Genomic DNA, 23890 nt, shown 5'->3' with positions numbered 1-23890 from the left:
CATGAGTATAAAAAAGCTGAAGCCTCTCCGACCACTTTCACGAACGGATAAGCCCATGTCCTCGTCTGCAGCACCAAGCCGCTTTGCGGTCACACCGGAGCCTCCTTATCTGATCGTCACCTTCGCTTCGCAGCGTATCATCGGCGAGGATGATGGCTATGGCGAGATGGCGGTTCAGATGGGAGAACTTGCAGCGAAGCAGCCGGGCTATCTCGGAATTGAAAGCGCGCGCGATGCGGAAGGCTTCGGCATCACCAATTCTTTTTGGGCAGACGAAGCCAGCATCCATGCATGGAAGCGCGAAGTGGACCATCTGGTGGCGCAGAAGCTCGGGCGCCAGAAGTGGTATGAAACCTATCGCGTGCGTATCGGTCGCGTAGAGCGTGCTTATGGATTTGATGCCACAAGCGAATGAAACCGCTATAGAAATCTAACCTTATCCAGGTAACAGCTATGCCTTCAAAGACTATCGACCACGCGATTACTGCCCGCAGCCTGACAAGCGCAGCAACGGACCCGACCCACGCCGGTGTATTGTCGTTCATGCGGCGTATGTACACGAAGTCGCTGAACGGCGCAGACGCCGTTGTCTGGGGTATTCCGTTCGATGCAGCCGTATCCAATCGGCCCGGCGCACGTTTCGGTCCGCAGGCGATCCGGCGGGCGTCGGCGATCTTCGACAATGATCCGCAATACCCGTTCGAGCGCGACCTTTTCGAGAATCTCTCCGTCATCGACTATGGCGACTGCCTGCTCGACTATGGCAATCACACCAAGACCCCTGCCACTATTGAACGCGAAGCGACAAAAATCCTGAAATCGGATGCGTTTCTGCTAACGCTTGGCGGCGATCATTTCATCACATGGCCGCTGCTCAAGGCCCATGCCGCGAAATATGGTCCGCTGGCACTCGTTCAGTTCGACGCGCATCAGGATACGTGGTTCGATGATGGCAAGCGCATCGATCACGGCTCTTTCGTGGCCCGCGCGGTGCGCGATGGCATTATCGATCCCGCTCAATCGATCCAGATCGGTATCCGTACGCACGCGCCGGAAGATTGCGGCATCAAGATCATTTATGGCCATGAGGTCGAGGACATGTCGGCGGCGGTGATTGCCGATGAAATCCTGAAACGCACCGATGGCAGGAAGACCTATCTAACATTCGACATCGACTGCCTTGATCCGGCCTTTGCGCCGGGAACCGGTACACCGGTCGCAGGTGGACCGTCGTCTGCAAAGATGCTGTCCATCCTGCGCAAGCTGACGGCTCTTGACTTTGTGGGCGCAGATGTGGTCGAGGTTGCACCGGCCTATGACCATGCCGATATAACAGCAATCGCGGGAGCGACGATCGCAATGTACTATCTGGGCCTTCTGGCTGAGAAGAAAGAACGACGATGAGCCGCTTGTTCATAAATTGATTCAAGCAGCTCGAAAACTGATTCCGAATATTGTCGTAACTTTCTGAATTCAAAGGCAAAATGCATGAAACCGAAAATCTTCATCGATGGCGAACACGGCACCACCGGCTTGCAGATCCGCACCCGTTTGGCCGAACGCGACGATCTTGAAGTGATCTCCATTCCGGAAGCCGAGCGGCGCAACAAGGACTTGCGCGCCGACTATCTGCGCGCAGCCGATATTGCGATCCTGTGCCTGCCGGATGATGCTTCCAAGGAAGCGGTTTCCCTGCTCGAAGACCATAACTCGACCCGTATCATTGATACTTCGACTGCTCATCGCGTGCACCCGGACTGGGCCTATGGTTTCGCCGAACTGGCCAAGGGCCAGCGTGAACGTATCGCCGACGCCCGCCTGGTCGCCAATCCGGGTTGCTATCCGACGGGTGCAATTGCGCTTGTCCGCCCGCTGCGCGATGCGGGCCTGTTGCCTGCCGGCTATACGGTCAGCGTCAACGCCGTTTCGGGCTATACGGGCGGCGGCAAACAGATGATCGCGCAGATGGAAGACAAGAACCATCCAGAGCATCTTGCTGCAAACAATTTCCTCTACGGCCTGCCGCTCAAGCACAAGCACGTGCCGGAACTGCAATTGCACGGTCGTCTGGATCGCCGCCCGATCTTCAGCCCCAGCGTCGGACGCTTCCCGCAAGGCATGATCGTGCAGGTTCCTCTGTTCCTGACCGGACTAGAGGGAACGCCGTCGCTTGCAAAGGTTCATGCCGCACTGACAGAGCATTATGCCGGTCAGGACATCGTCGAAGTCGTGCCACTTGAAGAAAGCACCAGTCTGGCGCGTGTCGATGCGGAAGAGCTTGCCGGCAAGGACGGTATGAAGCTTTTCGTCTTCGGCACTGAAGGCGATGGAGAGGTCAATCTGGTGGCGCTGCTCGACAATCTCGGCAAGGGCGCATCGGGCGCAGCCGTTCAGAACATGAATCTCATGCTCGGCAAAGTCTGAAGCATGTCTCCCAAAAGTGGGAACCGGTTTTGGGATAAAGACATGCTTGAAAACGAAGACTTAAAGCCGGTATTTCCCATCGAATGGAATATCGGCTCATTCGAGCCTCTGGCGGATACGCATTCAAGCCTCGTCTGGAAGGTCAAACGCACCGATCATCCTGGCGAGATTTTTGTCGTCAAGCAATTGAAACCGGCCGGAATGGAAGAGCTGCGCGGCGCGCATTATCTCGACTGGCAGGACGGCCATGGTGCGGCGCGATTATACGACCTCAATGGTACATCGATGTTGCTCGAACATGCGGGCGACTATCACCTTGATGAGCACCTGAAACGCGGCAAGGATGCCGAATGTCTGCAGATATTCGGCGAGGTTCTGAACGCGCTGCATACGCCCTCTCCTGCTCCGATACCGGCTGACTTACAACCATTGGACAGGCATTTTTCCGGTCTCTTCGCCGTAACGAATGAAAGTCCGATCTATGCGGAAGGCACGGCGGTCGCGAAACACCTGCTGGCAACGCCGCACGAGGCCATTCCGCTACATGGCGATATTCACCATGAGAACATCATCAGGGGACCACGCGGCTGGCTCGCCATCGACCCGCACGGACTTGTCGGCGACGCAGCGTTCGACGCGGCCAATATCTTCTACAATCCGCTCGACCGGGACGATCTCTGCCTCGACCTTGAGCGCGCCCGGCTCATGGCAGAGCATTTCGCACCGATCATCGGGCGCGAACCGGCTTACATTCTGGATTATGCCTTTGCCTATGGCTGTCTCTCAGCCGCGTGGCATCGTGAAGACGGCAACGACGCGGACGAAGCGCGGGAACTGAAGATCGCTTCTGCGCTCAGGCACCTGCGCCAGACGGTTTATCCTTCATAGGCACCTTTGGTTGCACGCCAGTGCGCAACCGCGAAAGCCAGCACGATCAGCGCAAAGAACTGGTGCGTCAAGCCCAGATGCAGTGGAACGCTCATCAGAAGCGTGGCAATGCCGATGACAGCCTGTATGAGAACCAGTCCGACGAGAACGATAGTGCGGCGCGCATGGGTCGTACCTGGGGCCTGCTTCCAGACCTGCAAGGAATGCAGGACCGTCAGAACCAGAACCGTATAGGCGAACATGCGGTGCACGAACTGCACCGTCTTCGGGTTTTCGAACAGGTTGCGCCACCATGGCGACTGGATGAACAGGTCGGACGGGATGACGGTGCCATCCATCAGCGGCCAGGTATTATAGGTCAGACCGGCATGAAGCCCGGCCACCAGACCACCCAGATAAATCTGCACTAGTACGGCAAACACGATCCATCCGGCAAAGCGCTGGATCGACCTTTCTGCCGGTCGCTCACTGTAGGTGACAAGCCCGCGCGCAATATAGAACACCGCTGTGATGATGATACAGGCTGTCGTCAGATGGATCGCCAGACGGTACTGGCTGACGCTTGTCAGCTCACTGAGACCGGAAGCGACCATCCACCAGCCGATAGCGCCTTGCAGACCGCCGAGTACAAGCAGGCCCAGCATGCGGTATTTGAGACCGCCCTTGAGACGCCCTGTCACCCAGAAGAAAGCCAGCGGAACAGCAACCAGAAAGCCGACAAAGCGCGCCAGCAGGCGGTGCGCCCACTCCCACCAGAAGATCGACTGAAAAGCTTCAAGGGACATGCCCTTGTTGATCTGCTGATATTGCGGAATCTGGCGGTACTTGTCGAACTCCTCCAGCCATTCGGCATGGTTCAGCGGCGGGATGACACCATGGATGGGCTTCCATTCTGTGATGGAGAGGCCTGAACCCGTCATGCGGGTGGCACCGCCGACCATCACGATGGCAATCAGCACGACGAAAACCGCATAAAGCCAATAACGCACAAGGCGACGGTCGCGGTCCTCTTTCGATGACCTGGAACCCTGCCCTATACGCTGCGCCGTTGCTGCCGTCATGCCATTCACCCTTCGATATTGAGCCGAAGGATACATGCCGCATAGGCGAACCCGTTACAAGTTGCCACCACGCGACATGCCGCCGCGTTTTTGCCCTTTCGCTACCCCTTCTCACGCGCTAGTGATGTGCCGAGAAAAGGAGAACTGCGCCATGCCCGTTCGGCTGAAGAAACTGATCGGTACTTTTTTGTTGGTTTCACTGGTCATCATCTATGCGGTGTTCGCGACCATTATTGCCGTGGCGCATCTCGCTGAATCGAGCGCATGGGTGCACCTCCTTTATTTCTTCGTCACCGGCATTCTCTGGGTTCTGCCAGCCATGGGCATCATCTGGTGGATGGCGCAACCGCCACGCAAGAAGCAACATTAATCCCATTTGAGGATGCTGCAGACTATGGCGGGTGAAGTTGCAGCGTACATTCTTACAGATTTCAGCGATAATAGTCGGCTCTGGAGCGATCCGGCGGCTATTCACGGTGCGCCACAATCGTTTGCATGGATCGATAGTTGGCGCGCAATCGTCAATGCCGACAGTTTCGTCGTCGGTCTTTTTGACAACGACGATCCAATCCTGCTCCTGCCGCTGGAAGTCGTAAGCCGGAGCGGCGCGAAAATTGCGCGCTATCCCGGCGGGAGCCACGCCAATTGCAATTTTCCGTGGCTGCGAAAGGAATATAGTGTCCTCGGACGCGAAACGGTCCAGCGGTTGATTGAGGTAATCCGCAAGGCACGGCCTGACATCGATGCGCTGTCACTGACACGCCAGTTATCAGAACTGCAAGGCGTGACCAACCCACTGCTCACTCTTAGAAAAGCGCCCAACCCAAATCCAGTTCTTGCCGCCTCGCTCCGTGGTGGCTTCGATGCCGTGCTTGATCGCGCCAATCGCAAGCGAAAGCTGAAAAAGCATCGCCAGCACAGTCGTCGCTACGAAGAAGGCGGTGGCTGGAGAATTGCTGGGCCTCAAAACCAAGCGGAATCAGACACGGTTCTCGATCTTTATTTTGCGATGAAGGCCCAGCGCTTCCAGAAGATGGGAATCCGTGATCCTTTCGCCGATGAGAATGTGCGCAATTTCTTCAAGGCTTTCTTCGGCGAAGGATCGGCGAAGGGGCAGAATCTAAATGAGCTGCGCTTTCTTGAAGTTGGCGGAACCGTGCGTTCGATCATCGGAAAGCTGCTTGGCGATACAGACCCTACCGTCGAGTTCGCCGCGATCGCAGAAGACGAACTGACTTCCGCCAGTCCGGGTGAATTTCTCTTCTTCGAGGATATCAGCCGCAGTTGCGACGAAGGTTGCTCGACCTACAGTTTCGGTATCGGTGATGAGCCATACAAGCGCGAATGGTGCGATATCGAGCTCACGATCTATGACACGCTGGTACCGCTTTCCACCAAAGGAAAGCTTTTCACGGCGCTGCAATCAGTCCGCAATGCCATTGCCGGAAGTCTCAAGCGCAATCCGCGTCTTTGGGGCCTTGCCAAGAAACTGCGCAGCAGGTTCGCAAGAAGGTAGAGGTGCTTAGCAATCTGATTCAGAAACAAGGTCTAAGACGCTGTTCCGGAATCGTATTTGGCAATCAGACGGTTTCGTCCATCAGAATGACGACGTCTTCATAACCACCCTGATCGAGATCGAGAGCAGCTAGGGCAACGCCCTTGTCATCCGGATCGACGATACTCATCACGACGGAGGCAGGTCCATCGGCAATGCGTCGAATCTGCTCCGAAGATGACGGGCCGCATTCCACCACAACGAAATCATAGACCGTTTCCAGCGCATCCAAAATGAGCGGTAACCGGTCGGCGGAACGCATGGCGGTTTCAGGATCGGCCTCGCCCAGCGGAACGACATGAGCCTGCGAGAACCGGTCACTGTGGATGACCTCGTTGAAGCGGCGCTCGCCGGACAGAAGCTCGGTAATACCAGGCAGATGCGTACCGTCCAGCATGGCAAGCCCAACAGTCCCTTGCGCGGTCATATCCACGAGAATTGCACGTTTGCCACGGTCGGCAAATTCACGCAGCAGACGCACCGCTCCCGCTGATGCTTTATCGCCTTCTGGAGACACGACCACGATACGTTTCAGCTTTCCGCCGGACAGCAGATCGGCAACAGCCTCCACACCATTGGGATTGCGTGGTCTCATCTCGCGTTGCTTGGTCTCACCTTGCTTTATCATGGGAAACTCCTCCACGGATTTCCTCGTTTCGGAAACCGGCGGCTTCGCCGCAAACGGCATAGTCCATGAACGGCGTCGCGCCAGAATTGTTTCCTCGGAAACGCTATCAGGCCGTTCGAATCTCGACGGCGGCACGGCAGCGGCTTCAGCAGCGGCAGCAATAACCGGCATTTCGATTTCCTCGACCGCTGCAACCCTTTGGCCATCCGTCGTTACGAACGCACGTCCGCTGAACAATTCACGCAAGAGAACGAAAATCGACAGCAAAAGCAGGCCAGCCGCAAAGGTTGAACCGACAATCGGCAATATCATTGGATAATAGGGAACTGCTGGCGCTTCGGCGGAAGAGAAAACCCGAGCATCAACCGGCACATAATTGCGGTCAGTACGCGACGCAGCTTCGCGATAGCGCGTCAGATAGGTTTCGAGAAGCTGGCGCTGTGCCGTCGCCTCGCGCTCCAATGCGCGCAACTCAACTTCCTGATCGCCCGCTTGCGCCGCCTGTGCCTTCACGCGGTTGAGTTCACGATTGAGTTCTTCTTCGCGCAGCTTTGCCGTTGAGACTTCATTATCAAGACTCGCAACGAGCTTGCGGCCTTCAATCCTGATCTGCTGGTCGAGATCGGCAAGCTGCGAGCGTAGTGCCTTGATGCGGGGATGCCCCTCCAGAAGTGTCGTCGAAAGGTCGGCGATCTGGGCGTTGAGCTGAATGCGTCTTTCCGCAAGGCGCTGCATCATACCGGAAGCAACTACATCCGGCAGCGTATCGATGGGAGCACCGGAGGCCAGCGATTTACGAATGCTTTCCGCCTTTGCTTCTGCGGAAGCGCGGCTGGTGCGGACCCGTGTCAGTTCGGTCGAGACTTCCGAGAGCTGTTGTGTCGCAATCGTACTGTTGCTCTGCCCAGTCAAAAGCCCGCGCGAAGCACGATAATCCGCAACCTTCTTTTCCGCATCGCGGACGCGGTTGCGCAGATCGTCAATCTCGGGTGCGAGCCAGCCGGTGGCATCGTCATTCGACTCCAGCTTCGCGGCCTGCTGAAACAGAATGAATTGATTGGCAAGCGCATTGGCGATGGTCTTCGCCATCTCAGGACTTGCCGAATTATATTGCACCACGATGACGCGCGAGGCGGTCACAGCAAAAACCTGCATGTTCTTGCGAAGCTTCTGTAGAACGCGCTCTTCCGGGGTCAGCCGTGCGGGATCGGTCCGCATGCCGAGCATGATGAGAACGCGGGTCCACGGCTTCACTTCCGTCGTCGTGAAGGCTTCGTTGCTGGTCAGCTTGAGTTCGTCGGAAACTTTCTTGAGAAGATCGCCGGAGGAGAATACCTCGACCTGGCTCTTCACGCCTTCGGCGTCGAAGACAGGCCGCTCAGCTGCTGTTTCGCCATTGGGACGGGTATAGATGGATTCGCGAGCCTCGATCATGATGCGCGCTTCAGCGCGATAGTCCGGCGTCAGAAGAAGGCAGATGGCCCACGCTGCTGCCGCCATGAGAAGCGCACCAACGACAATGAACAGCCAGTGACGGCGCAAGCTGGAGAACAGCGCGCCGATATCAATATCTGCGTCCCTTGATAACGGATCGACTTCTGCCATTCCCCATTCTCCATGGACTTCGCGAGTGCGCTTGCGCGCGTGATCGCTCTCGCCCGCGTGGGGTAATGCACCCCCGAATCTGGCCGGAAGGTAAAGGAACAAGGTAACCAGAGGGTTAAACAGGATAAGTTCCCAACAGTTGGCGAGCTACAAAGTTTTTGCGCCAAGCCCTGTCTTCTTTACCAGCCATTAACCCTAATCAATCGATAACGCTTGCAACCGATATTCGTAATCGCGCTGTCAGTACCGCGTCGATTGCGTTCGTAAGAAATATTGCTTTTCGGAAGAACCGAGGCGGAAGATGACGGCGAAGACAATTCATAACAAGCGCAAAGGCCACGCTCTGCTCGTGGCGCTCGGCCTTGCCGCCATGACGCTTTCCGCCTGCTCCAGCTATCGCCCTGCCCCGCCTGCGTTCCACGAGGCGCTGAACCAGCCTTACATGCTGGATGCTGGTGATCGCATACGTATTACGGTGTTCGAGCAGCCGAGCCTCACAAATACCTATAGCGTCGATCAGGCTGGCTATATCGCCTTCCCGCTCGTCGGCAGCATTCCGGCACGCGGCAAGACGTCCAAGCAGCTCGAAGGCATCATCGCATCGAAGTTGCGTGGCGGTTATCTGCGCGACCCCGACGTCAGCGCGGAAATCGACCGCTATCGCCCGATATTTGTGATGGGTGAAGTCGGCGCCGCTGGCCAGTATTACTATGTTCCGGGCATGACCGCGCAGAAGGCAATCGCCGCTGCAGGTGGTTTCAGCCCACGCGCCAATCAGGAGAATGTCGACATCACGCGCCAGTTCAACGGCAAGGTTCTGACTGGTCGCGTGCTGATTTCCGATCCAATCCTGCCGGGCGACACGATCTATGTGCGCGAACGTCTGTTTTGATGGCGATTGATGGCTGATGACACCAATGCCTCCCCACTGCGTATCATCCACTGTTTCCGCGAACCGACCGGCGGGCTCTTCCGTCATGTTCGCGATCTCGTGGGCCTGCAGGCGGAAAAAGGCCACGCGGTCGGCATCGTCTGCGATGCCACGACAGGCGGCCCGCGCGAAGACGCGCTTCTGGAAGAATTACGGCCAAAGCTCATGCTCGGCCTTCATCGCATTGCCATGCAGCGCCATGTCGGACTGGGCGACGCAGCGGCAGCGTACAAAGCATATCGCATCATCAAGAAATTGCAGCCGGACATATTGCACGGACATGGCGCCAAAGGTGGCGTCTATGCACGTTTGTTCGGCTCAGTCTTACGGGTTTTTAGGTCTCGCGTAGCCCGTATCTATTCACCGCATGGCGGTAGTCTGCATTTCGACCGGAAGACGCGCCGCGGCGGCGCTGTCTTTCTGGTTGAGAGAATGCTGGCTCCCATGACCGATGCAGTGATGTTCGTTTCCAACTTCGAAAAGCGTATCTACGAAGAAAAGGTGGGGCGGCCCTATGGCCTCCACGCCGTCGTTTATAACGGACTGGCCGAGGACGAGTTCATCCCGGTTGCCGATGCGCCCGATGCCAGCGATTTTCTCTTTGTCGGCACGATGCGTGAACTGAAGGGACCAGACCTTCTGATCCGTGCCCTTGCACGCCTGCGCGACCAGCACCAGCGCATTTTCACGGCGACGATGGTGGGAGATGGTGCGGAAAAGCCCGATTTCATCAACCTGACCGACGAACTGGGAATTTCCGGACAAATTCGCTTTCTGCCCGGAATGGCTGCGCGAGAATCTTTTGCTTTGGGGCGAATAATGGTGGTTCCATCGCGTGCCGAAGCATTTCCCTATATCGTGCTGGAAGCGCTCGCCGCCGGAAAGCCTGTCATCGCCAGCAATGTCGGCGGCATTCCCGAGGTGTTCGGACCTCGTTCCTCGGCGCTGGTGGAGCCCGAGGAGGAGGCACTTGCGAACAGGATGCTGGACGCTGCAGATGATCTCACAACGTTTCGAGCCGCGATGCCGGATGTGACCCGGCTGCACGAGCGCTTCAGCCAGCAATCCATGGCGCACTCGATCGAGACAATCTATTACGAGGCGCATCCGGATCGAGCCATCCCGGAAGACTGACGGATACTTCCCTCAGCCCACCATCGCAGCGAAGGGTTCGGACGCAGATACCGACCGCTCGAACTGTGACCGAAACCCACCATGAGCCGCAAAATAGATATAGTGGAATGCGTCGGCACGCCCGCCGATGAGCGAAATATCCTCGCGTTGCCATTCCCAGGGTAGCATGTCGAGCTTGTCTTCGAATGGGTCTGATATGGTTGCCGACCAGAAAGCAGCAATGCCATTAGGCTTCAGTGCCCTTTTCACCAGCCTCAGACCGTCATCTTCATAGATTGCGCCATTGGCATCGCGGACGGTAAAATCCGGTCCATTATCCGTGTCCATCAATATGGCATCATATCGACCAGGCTCTGCGCGAAGAACATCCATCACGTCGGCGACCCGAACATCGACACGCGGATCGTTCAATGGATGGTTGGCCAGATGACCGATATGGGTCCGGTTCCACTCCACGATCTCGGGGACGAGCTCGCAAACTGTTACCCTCGTATCGGGGCCGAGCAAATCAAGTGCCGCCCGAAGCGTGAAGCCCATGCCAAGTCCGCCAATAAGCATATGCGACACTTTCCGTCCGTGCAGGCGAAGCGACCTTTCAGCCAGCACGGTCTCGGACTGGAAATTGACGTTGGACATCAATTCCAGGCCATTATAGCGAATTTCATAGATGTGATCGCGTTTTCGCAACAAAATTTCATCGCCGGCATGATTGCCCGCTCTAGCCAGTTCGGCCCAGATAGTCATGATCAACCCTAGAGCGCCCTCCAAAACACTAGAACGGTTTAGATAAAGCGCCTTAAAACAAACAGTTAATGCGACCTTGAAAGATCGCAGCGTGAATTGCTGTCATCAGGATTTTTTGGGTCGCTGAGCGGTCAGGCGCGCAGCAACCCCATGACATCGTCTGATCTGGTGCCGATCAGGAGCGGAAACAAAGCTGGTCTGTTGGCGGCAACATGTGCCGAACAGTTTGACGGCAAAATGCCGCCCGCAGCTTTATCTTCCAACGGTTTCATATCACCGTCCTAGGCAATATAATGAGACAAGGCAAGCCTTGCACTGGCTTGGCTTGCGACAACTGGCGCGTATCGGCTCCTGCAGCCAATGCTGTATCAATACGGACGGAGATCATGCTATTTTAGCCGTTACTAACAGTAACAGCTTTCAACCGAGTATTTAATTGAGTGTTTACCTAAGTCCAAAGCTTGTCACGCGACATTTATATTCTGCTTAGGATTCTCGGTCTAATTACTACGCTGTCATTTTACGATCAGGGGCAATGTTGTGCGAGATAATGATGCGCTTTCTCCTTTTGGCCGCAAAGCCATAGAAGCCAGCAGCAAGCAGGAGTCCGGACAAGATTCCAAGCCGAAAGGCCCGGTGAAGCTTAGCCCACTGGCGCGCCAGATGGCTGAACAATATCAGCACGATACGTTTTCGCCGCTGATGCTGAGCGGCGTCATGCGCATGGTAGAGTTCGGGCTTGTGTTTTGCTCCGGCATTCTGAGCTTTCTGCTTTATGTCGGCATCCGCACACATCTGGTTTTCTACTATCCCCTTATCATGGTTGTGGGCGGTGCGCTTTTTGTCCTGCTGATGGAAATAAACGACGGTTACCAGATCAATATATTGCGTAGTCCCGGTCGCTATCTGCGGCGGCTTTTCATTAGTTGGGCAGCCGTGCTTGGCACCCTTGCCATTGCCGGTTTTCTGCTGAAAGCTTCGTCCGATTTCTCGCGCGGCTGGTTCCTTTATTGGGCGCTCAGCGCCTGCCTCCTGCTTTTAATTGCCCGTATCTTCGTCGCCTGGAAAATCAAGCGCTGGGCACGCAATGGCACAATGGAGCGCCGCGCTGTCATCGTCGGCGGTGGCCCCAATGCAGAAGCGCTTATCCGCTCGCTCGAACAGCAGCCTGACAACGATATCCGTATCTGCGGCATCTTCGATGACCGTGATGACAAGCGCTCACCACCCATCGTTGCTGGCTATCCCAAGCTCGGCAATATCAACGAACTGATCGAATTTGCCCGTATCGCCCACATCGACATGCTGATCGTATCGCTGCCGATCAGCGCCGAAGCCCGCGTGCTGGCACTACTCAAGAAGCTATGGGTTCTCCCGGTCGATATCCGGCTGTCAGCGCTCAACAACCACCTGCGCTTCCGCCCGCGCTCCTATTCCTACGTTGGCGCAGTGCCGATGCTGGATATTTTCGACAAGCCCATCAACGATTGGGATTCTGTTGCCAAGCGCATCTTCGACGTTGCCTTCAGTATTGTTGGCATCGTTCTTCTGTCGCCGATCATGATCGGCACGGCGATTGCCATCAAGCTGGACAGCAAGGGCCCTGTGATCTTCAAACAGAAGCGGCATGGCTTCAATAATGAAGTTATCAATGTCTGGAAGTTCCGGTCCATGTACACCGAGATGTGCGACCCTACCGCCAAGCAGGCAGTTACCAAGAACGACCCTTGCGTCACCCGCGTCGGACGCTTCATTCGCAAAGCCTCGATTGATGAGCTGCCGCAGTTCTTCAATGTTCTCGCCGGTTCCCTGTCGCTCGTCGGCCCGCGCCCGCATGCAGTCGCCGCCCATTCGCACAATGTGCTCTATAATGAGGTGGTCGATGGCTATTTCGCGCGTCACCGCGTGAAGCCGGGGGTCACCGGCTGGGCGCAGATCAATGGCTGGCGCGGCGAAATCGACAATGAGAACAAGATCCGCATGCGCACAGAGTTCGACCTTTACTATATCGAAAACTGGTCGCTCTGGCTCGATCTGAAAATCCTGTTCCTGACACCGATGCGACTTCTCAATACGGAAAACGCCTATTGACCAGCGTGGCGCAACGGTTTGACGGCAGTTCGCGTCCAGCCCTGATGCTGTCGGCAGATTTGGCGCGCAAGCGCGCGCTCAACCGCCTCATCGCCAATATCGCAATCGGCTTCGGCGTTTTTCTGCTCGGCTTCGTGATGAGCGAGCCCGCGCCTTATGAACTCTATATGGTCGGCCTGATTGCGCTGGCACTATTGTTCCGATTGCGGCTGACCCGCACAAGTCTTGTGCTGCTCGCCCTGCTTGCTGTCTTCAATTTCGGCGGCATGATTTCGGTCATGCAGATGGCTGACGTCAAGAAAGCACCGCTTTATATCGCCGTCTCGCTGTTTCTGGCTTTCACATCGGTATTCTTCGCCGCTGTCATCGAAGGTGACCACCGGCGTCTGAAGACCATCTTCAACGCCTATCTTCTTGTCGGCGTGCTTTCTGCCGTCCTAGGCATTGCCGGTTATCTCAGCCTCTTTCCGGGCGCAGAAATCTTCACGCGCTACGGACGTGCGCAGGGCGCATTTCAGGACCCTAATGTCTACGGACCTTTCCTTATATTGCCGCTGACCTGGACGCTTTACCGCATCATGCGCGGGGGCTTTCGCGATATGGCCGTCTATCTGCCTTTCTGCTGCCTGCTGACGCTCGGCGTTCTGGTATCCTTCTCGCGCGCGGCCTGGGCGATGGTTCCCCTCTCCTTTGCCATTCTGTTTGGCGTGCTCTTCCTGCAAAGCAACAGCAATCGTTTTCGGTTACGCCTGATAGTGATTGGTCTGCTTGCAGTTGTAACAATTACTCTCGCGATCCTGATTATTCTGCAAATCCCCGGCGTCGGCGATTTCTTCCGTGAGCGCGCGCGTCTCGAACAGAGCTATGACAGTGCAAGGCTTGGGCGCTTTGCGCGGCACTGGCTTGGAATGATCCTTGCAACACAGCATCCGCTTGGCATCGGGCCGCTCGAGTTCGGGCCGATGTTCGGTGAGGATACACACAATGTCTGGCTCAAAGCCGTCCTCGACTATGGCTGGATCGGCTTCATCGCCTTTCTGACGCTGACATTCCTGACACTCGGGATCGGTTTCAAGCTTCTGTTTCGCAATCGCCCCTGGCAGCCTTATCTTCTGGTCGCTTACGCAACCTATCTCGGGCATGTCCTGATCGGCAATGTCATCGACACCGATCACTGGCGCCACTTTTATCTGCTCTTCGGGATCATCTGGGGTTGCGCAGGGCTGGAATACAAGTATCAGCTTTCGCTCAAACTCAGAGAACGCTCAGGAGAGCAGAAACTTGCAATTCGCGATATACGCCGCAGCAGCCCTCTTTGAAATTGCCGGATGCTTCGCCTTCTGGGCATGGCTGAAGCTCGACAAGTCACCGCTTTGGCTGGCACCCGGCATGGTGTGCCTCGCATTGTTCGCCTATCTGCTCACCCTGATTGAAAGCAACGTGGCCGGTCGCGCTTACGCAGCCTATGGTGGCATCTATATCATCGCGTCGATTTTGTGGATCTGGTTTGCCGAAGGAGCGCGCCCCGATCGCTGGGATGTGGTCGGCGCATGCACGGCTTTCGCAGGCACATGCATCATCCTTTTCGCACCGCGATCCTGATGCTCAGAACCATGCATGAATGTTATGTGCAATTTGCCAGTTTCGAGAAATTATCCCTTGCGTGCCAAGTCGTTATAATCTACGGCTTTCCCCGGCTCGGAGCGTAGCGCAGCCCGGTAGCGCACTTGACTGGGGGTCAAGGGGTCGTGGGTTCGAATCCCGCCGCTCCGACCATTTTTCTTCCCCAAACCTGTATTTTCATACGATCTTTCCTTTGCACACAACGTGCAAATCGGATTAGCTCTGCCATGATTGCATGGAGGAGAGCTTGAAGAACGCCCTGATCACTGGTGGCAGTCGCGGCATTGGTCGCGCTACCGTTCTGCGCAGCGCAGCGCAAGGCTGGTCTGTGGCTCTGAACTATGCGGGGAACGAACAGGCTGCGCAGCAAACGGTGGCCGAAGCAGCGAAGCTTGGTGCGAAGGCGCTTGCGATCCGGGGCGACATATCCAGAGAACAGGACGTAATCACCATGTTTGACAAGGCGGAGGCCGATCTTGGTCCGCTGAAAGGCGTCGTCCTGAATGCCGGTATCGTTGCTCAGACCATGCCGCTTGCGGATATGAGTGCTGATCGTCTGAAAATGATGTTCGACGTGAATGTTTACGGCACCTATCTATGCGCCCGCGAGGCAGCCCGGCGCTTGCAGCCTGACAGTGCCATAATCATCGTGTCATCGATGGCATCGCGACTTGGATCGCCGTTTGAGTATGTGGATTATGCCGGAGCGAAAGGTGCACTTGATACGCTGACCACTGGCCTGTCGAAAGAGCTGGCGCCGAAAGGCATTCGCGTCAATGCCGTGCGTCCAGGCCTGATCGATACCGATATCCATGCCAGCGGCGGCAATCCGGATCGCGCGGCGAGGTTGGGCGCCGGTACGCCTGTCGGACGCGCCGGCAAGGCAGAGGAAGTCGCGGAAGCCATTTTCTGGCTGCTCAACGACGCCCCCACCTATGTAACCGGAACATTCATCGACGTTGCCGGTGGGCGTTAGTACTAAACCGCCTCGACCTATTTCTCGCGCAGCTGATAGGTTTCCGCAACGTAGCGATAGCCCTCGCCTTCCCGCTTGAGATAGGCCAGTGCCGGAAATGGCATATGATAACCGATGAAAGGAAGCCTGTCGGTGGCGATCATGTCAAACATGCGCTTGCGGGTCTGGACGGCAGCATCCTTATCGATATCGAAGGATACGTGCCATTCGGGCCCCTGCAACGTAATGACGAAATGGTTGGCCGTATCCGAGACCAACATCAACGACTTGCCGCCCGTTTCGACCCTGAAAGCCAGATGACCCGGCGTGTGGCCATAAGCTGCCACCGAATGAATACCGGAAATGACTTCGCTATCATCGCCCAGGAACGTCATCTTCTCCGCGAGAGGCTTGACGTTTTTGGCCACCATTTCGGCAACGGTCTTGGCGGGGCTGTCGAGCCGCGCGGGATCGGTCCAGAAGTCGAATTCCTTCTGTCCGGCGGCGTAGCGCGCATTGGCGAAGGCTGGCTTGCCGTCTTCCATCAGTCCACCAATATGATCAGGGTGGAAATGGCTCAATACGACCAGAGACACATCGTCCGTCTTGTAGCCCGAAGCTTCAAGCGCACTGGCCAGCTTGCCCAATCCCGCTCCGCGGGCACCTGCTCCCATGCCGGTGTCAAACAGAACAAGCTCCTTGCCTGTATTGATGAGCACTGGCGTGAAGCTATTGACGAAGCGGTCGGCGGGCAGAAGATTTTCCTCAAGAAGTGCGGCAACCACTTTCGGGTCCTGATCGACCGCATATGTCTTTTCGGGCGCTTCGCCTGCTCGGCGCCCATCGGAAAGCGTGGTGATCTCAAAATCACCAAACTGAAAGCGATGGAAGCCCGGATTTTCTACCTGTGAAGGGGTTAGCACTTTAGGACTGCCTGTTTCGGCTGCGGCCTTGGTGAGCTCCAAAGGCGATAAAGCCAATCCGGCCCCGGCAGCAGATGCTGTAACAATGAAATTACGTCTTGAGATGGTCATCAATCGATCTCCCGGCATAATCTATGGATAAGAACGACAGGATACCCGAAAAAGCTCCCTGATCCATGGGATACGCGATCAAGTTTCTGTTGGCGCGATATGGGCGACACCCTCTTGCCTCTCCGTTCAAGAATCACTATTTACAGGGCCGCGCGGGACGACCCGCGCCAGTGTTCGCATCGGGGACGGCCCCATAGGAGGGTGTCCTATGGCAGGGCCGATCGAACAATTCGCAATCAAGCCCATCGTTGAACTTGGCGAAATCGGCGGCCAGCCGGTTGCTTTCACCAATTCGGCACTCTTCATGGTGCTGACGGTGCTGGGCGCGGCTGCGTTCATGTTCCTGTCGTCCCGCAGGGGCACCGTTGTGCCGGGGCGCTGGCAGTCCTCAGCCGAGATCCTCTACGAATTCGTGTCGAAGACATTGCGCGAGAACGCCGGGGAAAAGGGTATGGCTTTCTTCCCCCTCGTCTTCTCGTTGTTTCTGTTCATCCTGTTTGCCAATTTGATCGGCATGTTCCCCTATGCCTTCACCGTGACAAGCCACATCATCGTAACGTTCGCGCTTGCGATGCTGGTCTTCCTGACGGTCACGATCTACGGTCTCGTTCGACACGGGTTCAGGTTCTTCCGACTGTTCATGCCTGCGGGCGTACCGGCTGTGCTGGCGCCGATCATCGTGCCGATCGAGATCATGTCCTATATCTCGCGTCCGGTCAGTCATTCGGTTCGTCTGTTCGCCGTCATGCTTGCAGGGCACATTACGCTGAAAGTCTTTGCGGGGTTTGTTATCGGGCTGGGCAGTCTCGGAACGCTTGGCATGCTAACCGCTGTACTGCCGCTTGCAATGACCGTCGCGCTGACCGCACTCGAATTGCTGATGGCAGTTATTCAGGCTTACGTATTTACTATGCTGACCTGCATGTATCTCAATGATGCACTGCATCCATCACACTGATTAGAGCGCCGTGCGCAGTGACTTCGCGGGAAGGACGGCCTTCCCGCTTCTTCAACGAACGGGACGGCCCGTTCAGAACCCTTGTGAGGGAGCATTAGAATGGCATGGATTTATCTGGGACTGGCCGGAATTCTTGAGGTCATCTGGGCATATTTCATGAAAAAGTCGGAAGGCTTTTCCCTTCTGACACCGAGCGCCATCACCATCGTGACGATGATCGGCAGTTTCATTCTGCTTTCCATCGCCATGCGCAGCCTGCCGCTTGGAACAGCCTATGCAATCTGGACCGGCATCGGGGCAGTTGGTGCGTTTCTGGTGGGCATATTCATTCTCGGTGAAGCTGCAACCTTCTTCCGCGTTGCAAGCGTGACACTGATCCTCGCCGGCATCATCGGATTGAAACTCTCGTCCAGCTGATTCAATCCGCGTACAAAAGCAAAGGGAGGCGAAAGCCTCCCTTTTTCATGCGGTCCGAAATCGATCAGCGCACCTGATCGAGAAGACGCTTGCATTCGAGAAGATCGAACAACGCCTCCTGCAGAAGCGAGCGGTTGTCCTTTGAAGGCCGCTTTCCATCAGCTCCGATGGGGCCATCCTCCTCGCCCTTCAAGAGACCAAAGAGCTTGCGCGCCGGTTGCGGCGCCTTGATGCCGCTCGGCAGAGCCATTTCATTGTCAGCCGCCTCTTCGGCAGCGCGCTTATCGGCGGCAGCCTGCTTCTGGCGCGTAATCGCCTCAATCGCCTGAACGTCGCCATTGCCAAGCGCGATGATAAACTGTGCATTGTTTTCGCGAAGAAGACGCTGCACACCCTTGATCGTATAGCCCTGATCATAGAGCAGATGGCGAATGCCCTTGAGCAATTCGACATCGAGCGGCCGGTAATATCGGCGACCGCCGCCCCGCTTCATAGGCTTGATCTGGGTAAAGCGCGTTTCCCAGAAACGCAGCACATGCTGCGGAAGATCAAGATCATCCGCTACTTCACTGATCGTCCTGAATGCATCAGGGCTCTTGTCCATCCACTTGCCCTTTCCAGTGGTTCAGGTTTCGCCGTTGCGGCGCAACCTCGCCGATCCAGATAGTTCAACTCGCTGCCAACGCGAACGCGTCTGTAACACGAAAGGCGCTTGTTACCATCGGAATTTAGAAGACGGGAGTTAACAAACTCCAGCGTGCGGAAAGACACGGCGCAAACGTCATTCAAAACCGGACGGTGTGCAACACGAACTCTCTCTGAAAAGCCAGCCGCTTTCCAGATTTCAATATCAGCGAAGCGATTCGCTCCACTGAATCCATTATATAATATCAGAGCTTTATAAGCATCCCTTCATGCGAAGCCGAAAGCAGCATGGCCAGTTCGTGGCAAAGGACTATTATGACGGTTGCAACCAACAAAAAAAACAGCCGTCCTGCACGCGGCCATAAGTCGGGCGCAAAAGCGATGTCAGTTTTACAAGGATGGTGCCGAAACAAAATGCTGCCCGATGGGCAGCATGCTAATGGTCTGATTCCGACATTTGCATCCCTCGGATATGAGCACTGAGCAAATGTCGAGATCAAAAAGACCACTGGTAACTTTATGAATCTAGTAGATTTTTCGAGTTTGACGTTTGAAACGTGATCTATATCGGACGAGTATCAAACGTCAAATTCAATCCACTAGCAATTACTTCTGGCTTTTGGTTTCACGCTTCTGATGTTCCTGCAGAATACGCTGCTTGAGAACGTTGGAAGCTTTGAAAGTCATCACACGACGGGGAAGAATTGGAACCTCCTCGCCTGTTTTCGGATTACGGCCAATGCGCTCGTTCTTGTCGCGAACCTGAAATGTCGCGAAAGACGACAACTTCACGGTTTCACCGTTGACGATAGCGTCACAGACTTCATCGAGAATCATCTCGACAAGAGCCGCCGACTCCGTTCTGGAAAGGCCTACCTTCCGGTAAACAGCCTCTGCCAGATCAGCTCGCGTGACCGTCTTACCTCCCATGACCGAACCTGCCTGGTTAGCGTTTGAACAGATAATATCCTTACGTGACAGGACGTTACACAAATAAAAGCGCAACGGTCAAGCCGCGAGTTTCCTCACGGCAGATCAAATTTTTCGCTTACCAGCGCAACAGAACCGCGCCCCACGTGAATCCGCCACCCATTGCCTCCAGAAGAACGAGGTCACCTTTCTTGATGCGGCCGTCCGCAACGGCGGTCGCGAGCGCCAGTGGAACCGACGCCGCAGACGTGTTGCCGTGGCGATCCACTGTGATGACAACCTTGCCTTCAGCGATATTCAGCTTCTTGGCGGAAGCATCGATAATGCGCTTGTTGGCCTGATGCGGGACGAACCAGTCGATATCCTCGGCTGTAAGGCCGGTTTCCTCGAAAGATGCCTCGATAACGTCCGTAATCATGCCGACTGCATGTTTGAAGACTTCGCGGCCTTCCATGCGCAGGTGACCAACAGTCTGGGTCGTTGACGGGCCGCCATCCACAAAAAGTTTTTCCTTGTGGTTGCCGTCCGAGCGCAGATTGGCGGCGAGAACGCCACGATCCGAGGTCAGCCCGTTGCCTTCGGCAGCTTCGAGAACCAATGCGCCGGCACCATCGCCAAACAGAACGCAGGTCGTGCGGTCATTCCAGTCGAGGATACGCGAGAAGGTTTCCGCGCCGATGACCAGAACGCGCTTCGCCATGCCGCCGCGAATATAGAGATCAGCCGTCGTGATGGCATAGATGAAGCCGCTGCACACGGCCTGCATATCGAAGGCAAAACCCTTGGTGATTCCCAGTTCGCGCTGAATTTCCACGGCACTTGCCGGAAAGGTATGGTTAGGCGTCGAGGTTGCCAGCAGAACAAGATCGATATCAGTCGGCTGCAAGCCGGCATTCTCGATTGCTGCGCGGGCCGCAGCCGTGCCAAGCGAAACCGTGGTTTCGTCATCGCCTGCAATGTGGCGCTCACGGATACCCGTGCGCTGCACGATCCACTCGTCGGAGGTTTCGATAATACCTTCGAAATCGGTATTCTTCATGACCCGCTTCGGCAAAGCCGAACCGATACCCCGCACGACAGACCTTATCATCTCTTATTTCCTGTCCTTACATGCGACCGGCGCGACGAACATTCACGCGCGCAGTCGAAAATTCTGGCCCTACACATACTCGGTAAAAGTTACTTCACCGCTTCGGCGCCGAAAAATAATCGGCAACCGCAAATCTTATCCAATTCCGTCTTCCGGATGGCTTTGCCGGAATTATGCCTTTGCAGCCTCGCCACCATCATTCGATACATGCGGATGACTGTGGTGGAAATGCGCCAGATCAGCCTCGATCTTTTCCAGAAGACGATTTCTCACCATGTCATAGCCGACTTCCACTGCCGAGCAGAAGCCTTCTGCATTGGCGCTGCCATGGCTTTTGATGACGATTCCACTGAGACCGAGGAAGACGCCACCATTGACCTTGTTCGGATCCATCTTTTCGCGCAGGCGATCAAACGCACCCTTGGCGAAAACATAACCGATTTTGGCAAGTAGCGTCCGGCGCATGGCCTGACGCAGCAGTTCACCCATCTGGCGGGCCGTACCTTCCGCAGCCTTGAGCGCGATATTGCCGGTAAAGCCTTCGGTCACGACCACGTCCACCGTGCCCTTGCCGATATCATTGCCTTCAACAAAACCGGAATAGGCAAGTCCGTCGAGCGGTGTGTCGCGCAGAATCTGACCTGCTTCCTTGATCTCGTCGAGACCCTTTACCTCTTCCGTGCCGACATTCAGGAGCCCGACGGTCGGTTTGCGCACCTCGAACAGGGCCCGCGCCATACCAGCCCCCATAACTGCGTAATCGACGAGCTGGCGCGCATCGGCGCCAATGGTGGCTCCAACGTCAAGCACGATGCTTTCACCGCGCAGCGTCGGCCAGATGCCAGCAATCGCCGGGCGCTCGACGTCCGACATCATACGCAGGCAAAATTTGGACATGGCCATCAATGCACCGGTATTACCGGCGGAAATACACGCCTGGGCGTCGCCGGTCTTCACTGCCTCGATGGCCTGCCACATGGAAGATTTACCGCGACCGGCCCGCAGCGCCTGGCTCGGCTTGTCATCCATGCTGATGGCAACCTGGCTCGCGCGGAACTCGGATGCGGCTTTCAGCTTCGGATAACGTGCCAGCACGGGCTCCACCTGTGCGGGGAGACCGAAGAATATGAAACGGATGTCAGGATGGCGCTCAAGCGCCTTCGCTGCGCCGGGGATGACCACTTCAGGGCCAAAATCACCGCCCATCGCGTCAATCGAAATTTTGATCACTCTTGATTGTTCCTGTGCGATCCCTGCCCCTGCTCTGCTTTTTGCAGCAGACAGGTTTTCGGCGAAAATAGTGTTTTTGCGTTTCCGCACAACCAAATTCTGTCAAACCACTCTGAATTACGGCTTCTTTTGCCATTCTGAAAGCTTCGCAAACGGCGAAACGGGCTTCTCTTCACCGTCGTCGTCCCCGAAAACCTTAGGCTCACTCTCGTCCGGCAAACCCGGCTTGCGAGGATAAGGATCGATGGCGAGATCGAAGAATTCCTCGGCAATTGCGCCGACATCGATCCTGTCACCAGCAAAAACTTCCGGAATGTCCGCGCCTTCGGCATCGAGCAGCATTTCGCCGCTTTCATCAAGCTCAATCCGTGCAAGCCTCGAATTTTCCGGCACGAAAATCGTGTCGACGTCTTCCGCGATGCTGTTGGTCAGCGGCTCCAGCGTCACGATGCAGGACTGAACGATTTCCGCATCGATACGACCCCGCACCCGGATACCGTCCTTTTTCCAGGGTGTAATCAGAAATTCCGCAGCAAAGGCATTTACAGCCTCTAGCCCATGGGCTGCCGCGAGTGCTGCGCGCTCTTTCTCATCCGTGCCTATTTTCACCGTCACGCCCTTTTGCGGCAGGTGAAGAACCGGAACAGGATAGGTGAGCGCCGGTTTGTCAGTCATTCTCATTGGCCTTTTCAGCATTGTTTTTTGGCGCAAAGTCCATTTGATCCGCATCCATATAGGAAATGTCGCCTGCCGCCAAAGCATCGTCCGCAATTTTTTGCAGCCGGTCACGGCATCCCAGAACATATTCACTTAAATGGTGGGCATGCGGCCAGAATTCGAGGTCCGGGCGGATATTTCGCGTGAGTGCGGCAGCCAGCGCGTCTGCATCATTTGCATCCAACGCCTCCCCATAAGCTGCGACCCGACCATAGAACATGCGTGCAAGCTTCTTCATGCGCTTCGGGACGCCCTGGTCACCGATACCGAGTTCGCGCAGCGAATGATCGACATCCTTGAAAAACTCGTCGGCGATTTCCTGTGCCAGATCGGCAAGCGCCTTGTTTTCTCCCCTCATCCGATGCAGGGCGAGGAAAATATGCAGCGAAAGCATTTCATAGCGGCCAAGCGGCGTATCAGGCACCTGAAATTGTGCATAAAACCGTTTTTGCCGCGCCGCCGCCACGATCACCTCGTAAACGCGAAGCATAATTGCCTCGTTTGCTTTCGATTTGCGGCGGAATAGTTGGAGAATCATGTCCGTACGACCGTTCCAGTTGCATAAATAAGCAAGGTGGTTTACCGAAGTTCTCCCGACGGCGAAAGTGCCGCGCTGATTTAGAATGTATGGAGAGGTCTTTGTTGCAGCGAATTTTTCCAAGTGCATCCTCTGGCGTACGCAAGCAGGGTGCCCTTCTCGCAGGCACGGCAATTCTCGTCGCAGTAGCTCTTGCCGGATGTAACACTGCATCCACGCTCAATCCGTCCGAAACGCTGACAGAGGGTTACGTACTCGATCAGGGTGCGCTTGATTCGGTTCCTGTCGGCTCCAGCCGCGAGCAGGTGCTTCTGGCGCTCGGTACGCCGTCCACCACCGCGACCTTCGACAATGAAGTGTTCTACTACATTTCGCAGAAGCGTTATCGCGCCGCGCAGTTCATGAAGCCGAAGATCATCGAGCGGCAGATCCTCGCCATCTATTTCAACAAGGACGGCAAGGTCGAGCATATCGCCAATTACGGCCTGAAGGACGGCAAGCTGTTCGACTTCGTGTCGCGCACCACGCCGACAGGCGGCAAGGACCAGACCTTCCTCGGTCAGATCATTCAGGGCGTTTCCAAGGCCCCGACATCGTTGCCGGGCGCCGCAGGCGGTGCCAGCAACTGATCCGGTCAATCCCGGCAAAAAGAAAACCCGCCTTTACGGCGGGTTTTCTTTTTTCACAATGCA

Annotated in this window: 26 protein-coding genes and 1 tRNA gene; 16 read left to right on the top strand and 11 right to left on the bottom strand. The window is 56.0% G+C overall.

The annotated features are described in order from the left end of the window. Positions 1-55: 55 nt before the first annotated feature. The 4 genes from CES86_RS16760 to CES86_RS16745 all read left to right on the top strand — a co-directional run bounded on the left by CES86_RS16760 (position 56) and on the right by CES86_RS16745 (position 3312). Entirely contained in the window at positions 56-415 is a 360-nt protein-coding gene (locus tag CES86_RS16760) for an antibiotic biosynthesis monooxygenase family protein (RefSeq protein ID WP_094514937.1), read from the top strand. Between the two features lie 38 nt (positions 416-453). After that, a complete protein-coding gene (gene speB / locus CES86_RS16755) occupies positions 454-1404 on the top strand; it encodes an agmatinase (protein ID WP_094514936.1) in 951 nt (316 codons plus the stop codon). 84 nt (positions 1405-1488) lie between these two features. After that, positions 1489-2424 carry an N-acetyl-gamma-glutamyl-phosphate reductase gene (argC, locus tag CES86_RS16750; RefSeq protein WP_094514935.1) on the top strand — a complete coding sequence of 312 codons (936 nt, stop codon included), beginning with the start codon at positions 1489-1491 and terminating at the stop codon, positions 2422-2424. A 42-nt stretch (positions 2425-2466) separates the two neighbouring features. Beyond that, on the top strand, positions 2467-3312 hold the full coding sequence (locus tag CES86_RS16745; protein ID WP_094514933.1) for an aminoglycoside phosphotransferase family protein: 846 nt from the start codon (positions 2467-2469) through the stop codon (positions 3310-3312). Here CES86_RS16745 and CES86_RS16740 read toward each other — a convergent pair. Beyond that, on the bottom strand, positions 3300-4373 hold the full coding sequence (locus tag CES86_RS16740; RefSeq protein WP_094514932.1) for a COX15/CtaA family protein: 1074 nt from the start codon (positions 4371-4373) through the stop codon (positions 3300-3302). The genes CES86_RS16745 and CES86_RS16740 overlap by 13 nt on opposite strands. Positions 4374-4524: 151 nt before the next feature. On the opposite strand from CES86_RS16740, the gene CES86_RS16735 reads away from it, so the two are divergent. Together CES86_RS16735 and CES86_RS16730 are read left to right on the top strand one after the other, a co-directional pair. Then, positions 4525-4743, top strand: coding sequence for a DUF2842 domain-containing protein (locus tag CES86_RS16735; protein WP_010661115.1), 219 nt, complete (start codon positions 4525-4527; stop codon positions 4741-4743). Positions 4744-4767: 24 nt separating this feature from the next. Continuing rightward, the gene (locus CES86_RS16730; RefSeq protein ID WP_094514931.1) at positions 4768-5889 is read left to right on the top strand and encodes a GNAT family N-acetyltransferase; all 1122 of its coding nucleotides are present in this window, start codon (positions 4768-4770) and stop codon (positions 5887-5889) included. A 64-nt stretch (positions 5890-5953) separates the two neighbouring features. Here the strand turns inward: CES86_RS16730 and CES86_RS16725 are convergent, their stop codons facing one another. Beyond that, positions 5954-8161, bottom strand: a complete 2208-nt coding sequence (locus CES86_RS16725; protein ID WP_094514930.1) for a GumC family protein — start codon at positions 8159-8161, stop codon at positions 5954-5956. Between the two features lie 301 nt (positions 8162-8462). On the opposite strand from CES86_RS16725, the gene CES86_RS16720 reads away from it, so the two are divergent. Continuing rightward, entirely contained in the window at positions 8463-9053 is a 591-nt protein-coding gene (locus tag CES86_RS16720; RefSeq protein WP_094514928.1) for a polysaccharide biosynthesis/export family protein, read from the top strand. Between the two features lie 9 nt (positions 9054-9062). Further along, entirely contained in the window at positions 9063-10226 is a 1164-nt protein-coding gene (locus CES86_RS16715) for a glycosyltransferase family 4 protein (RefSeq protein WP_029925107.1), read from the top strand. 12 nt (positions 10227-10238) lie between these two features. Here the strand turns inward: CES86_RS16715 and CES86_RS16710 are convergent, their stop codons facing one another. Continuing rightward, positions 10239-10970 (bottom strand): spermidine synthase, encoded by a 732-nt coding sequence (locus tag CES86_RS16710; protein WP_029925109.1) that lies wholly within the window; start codon positions 10968-10970, stop codon positions 10239-10241. A 131-nt stretch (positions 10971-11101) separates the two neighbouring features. Next, positions 11102-11242, bottom strand: coding sequence for a hypothetical protein (locus CES86_RS27540; RefSeq protein WP_155243290.1), 141 nt, complete (start codon positions 11240-11242; stop codon positions 11102-11104). A 268-nt stretch (positions 11243-11510) separates the two neighbouring features. Here CES86_RS27540 and CES86_RS16705 point away from each other — a divergent pair, with 268 nt between their 5' ends. From CES86_RS16705 to CES86_RS16685, 5 genes are all read left to right on the top strand, one after another. Further along, complete coding sequence (locus tag CES86_RS16705; RefSeq protein ID WP_094514927.1) at positions 11511-13061, top strand: undecaprenyl-phosphate glucose phosphotransferase; 1551 nt, start codon at positions 11511-11513, stop codon at positions 13059-13061. Then, positions 13058-14380 carry an O-antigen ligase family protein gene (locus tag CES86_RS16700; RefSeq protein ID WP_029925113.1) on the top strand — a complete coding sequence of 441 codons (1323 nt, stop codon included), beginning with the start codon at positions 13058-13060 and terminating at the stop codon, positions 14378-14380. The genes CES86_RS16705 and CES86_RS16700 overlap by 4 nt, the downstream gene beginning before the upstream one ends. Next, positions 14343-14663, top strand: a complete 321-nt coding sequence (locus CES86_RS16695) for a YnfA family protein (RefSeq protein WP_006466505.1) — start codon at positions 14343-14345, stop codon at positions 14661-14663. The genes CES86_RS16700 and CES86_RS16695 overlap by 38 nt, the downstream gene beginning before the upstream one ends. A gap of 97 nt (positions 14664-14760) precedes the next feature. Beyond that, positions 14761-14837: transfer RNA gene (locus tag CES86_RS16690), tRNA-Pro, on the top strand. A 94-nt stretch (positions 14838-14931) separates the two neighbouring features. Further along, positions 14932-15660 (top strand): SDR family oxidoreductase, encoded by a 729-nt coding sequence (locus tag CES86_RS16685; protein ID WP_029925117.1) that lies wholly within the window; start codon positions 14932-14934, stop codon positions 15658-15660. Positions 15661-15677: 17 nt separating this feature from the next. Here the strand turns inward: CES86_RS16685 and CES86_RS16680 are convergent, their stop codons facing one another. Beyond that, positions 15678-16673, bottom strand: a complete 996-nt coding sequence (locus CES86_RS16680) for an MBL fold metallo-hydrolase (protein WP_094514925.1) — start codon at positions 16671-16673, stop codon at positions 15678-15680. Positions 16674-16881: 208 nt separating this feature from the next. Here CES86_RS16680 and CES86_RS16675 point away from each other — a divergent pair, with 208 nt between their 5' ends. Beyond that, entirely contained in the window at positions 16882-17631 is a 750-nt protein-coding gene (locus tag CES86_RS16675; protein WP_029925121.1) for a F0F1 ATP synthase subunit A, read from the top strand. Between the two features lie 99 nt (positions 17632-17730). Further along, positions 17731-18048, top strand: coding sequence for a quaternary ammonium compound efflux SMR transporter SugE (gene sugE, locus CES86_RS16670; RefSeq protein ID WP_010661104.1), 318 nt, complete (start codon positions 17731-17733; stop codon positions 18046-18048). A gap of 64 nt (positions 18049-18112) precedes the next feature. Here sugE and CES86_RS16665 read toward each other — a convergent pair whose 3' ends face one another. The 6 genes from CES86_RS16665 to CES86_RS16640 form a co-directional block, all read right to left on the bottom strand. Then, complete coding sequence (locus tag CES86_RS16665) at positions 18113-18652, bottom strand: MerR family transcriptional regulator (protein ID WP_010661103.1); 540 nt, start codon at positions 18650-18652, stop codon at positions 18113-18115. Between the two features lie 647 nt (positions 18653-19299). Next, positions 19300-19623 carry an integration host factor subunit alpha gene (locus CES86_RS16660; RefSeq protein WP_010661102.1) on the bottom strand — a complete coding sequence of 108 codons (324 nt, stop codon included), beginning with the start codon at positions 19621-19623 and terminating at the stop codon, positions 19300-19302. Between the two features lie 118 nt (positions 19624-19741). After that, positions 19742-20713 (bottom strand): beta-ketoacyl-ACP synthase III, encoded by a 972-nt coding sequence (locus CES86_RS16655; protein WP_010661101.1) that lies wholly within the window; start codon positions 20711-20713, stop codon positions 19742-19744. 171 nt (positions 20714-20884) lie between these two features. Then, a complete protein-coding gene (gene plsX / locus CES86_RS16650; protein ID WP_010661100.1) occupies positions 20885-21943 on the bottom strand; it encodes a phosphate acyltransferase PlsX in 1059 nt (352 codons plus the stop codon). A 117-nt stretch (positions 21944-22060) separates the two neighbouring features. Further along, on the bottom strand, positions 22061-22618 hold the full coding sequence (locus CES86_RS16645; RefSeq protein WP_029925123.1) for a YceD family protein: 558 nt from the start codon (positions 22616-22618) through the stop codon (positions 22061-22063). Beyond that, a complete protein-coding gene (locus CES86_RS16640) occupies positions 22611-23198 on the bottom strand; it encodes a ubiquinol-cytochrome C chaperone family protein (RefSeq protein WP_010661098.1) in 588 nt (195 codons plus the stop codon). The genes CES86_RS16645 and CES86_RS16640 overlap by 8 nt, the downstream gene beginning before the upstream one ends. A gap of 101 nt (positions 23199-23299) precedes the next feature. On the opposite strand from CES86_RS16640, the gene CES86_RS16635 reads away from it, so the two are divergent. Beyond that, positions 23300-23827, top strand: a complete 528-nt coding sequence (locus CES86_RS16635) for an outer membrane protein assembly factor BamE (RefSeq protein WP_029376233.1) — start codon at positions 23300-23302, stop codon at positions 23825-23827. The last annotated feature ends 63 nt before the right edge of the window (positions 23828-23890 follow it).

The organism is Brucella lupini (assembly GCF_002252535.1).
Taxonomy (GTDB): Bacteria; Pseudomonadota; Alphaproteobacteria; order Rhizobiales; family Rhizobiaceae; genus Brucella; species Brucella anthropi.
Note: the sequence above shows the minus strand (reverse complement) of the source record. Positions and strands in the feature narration are given on the sequence as shown.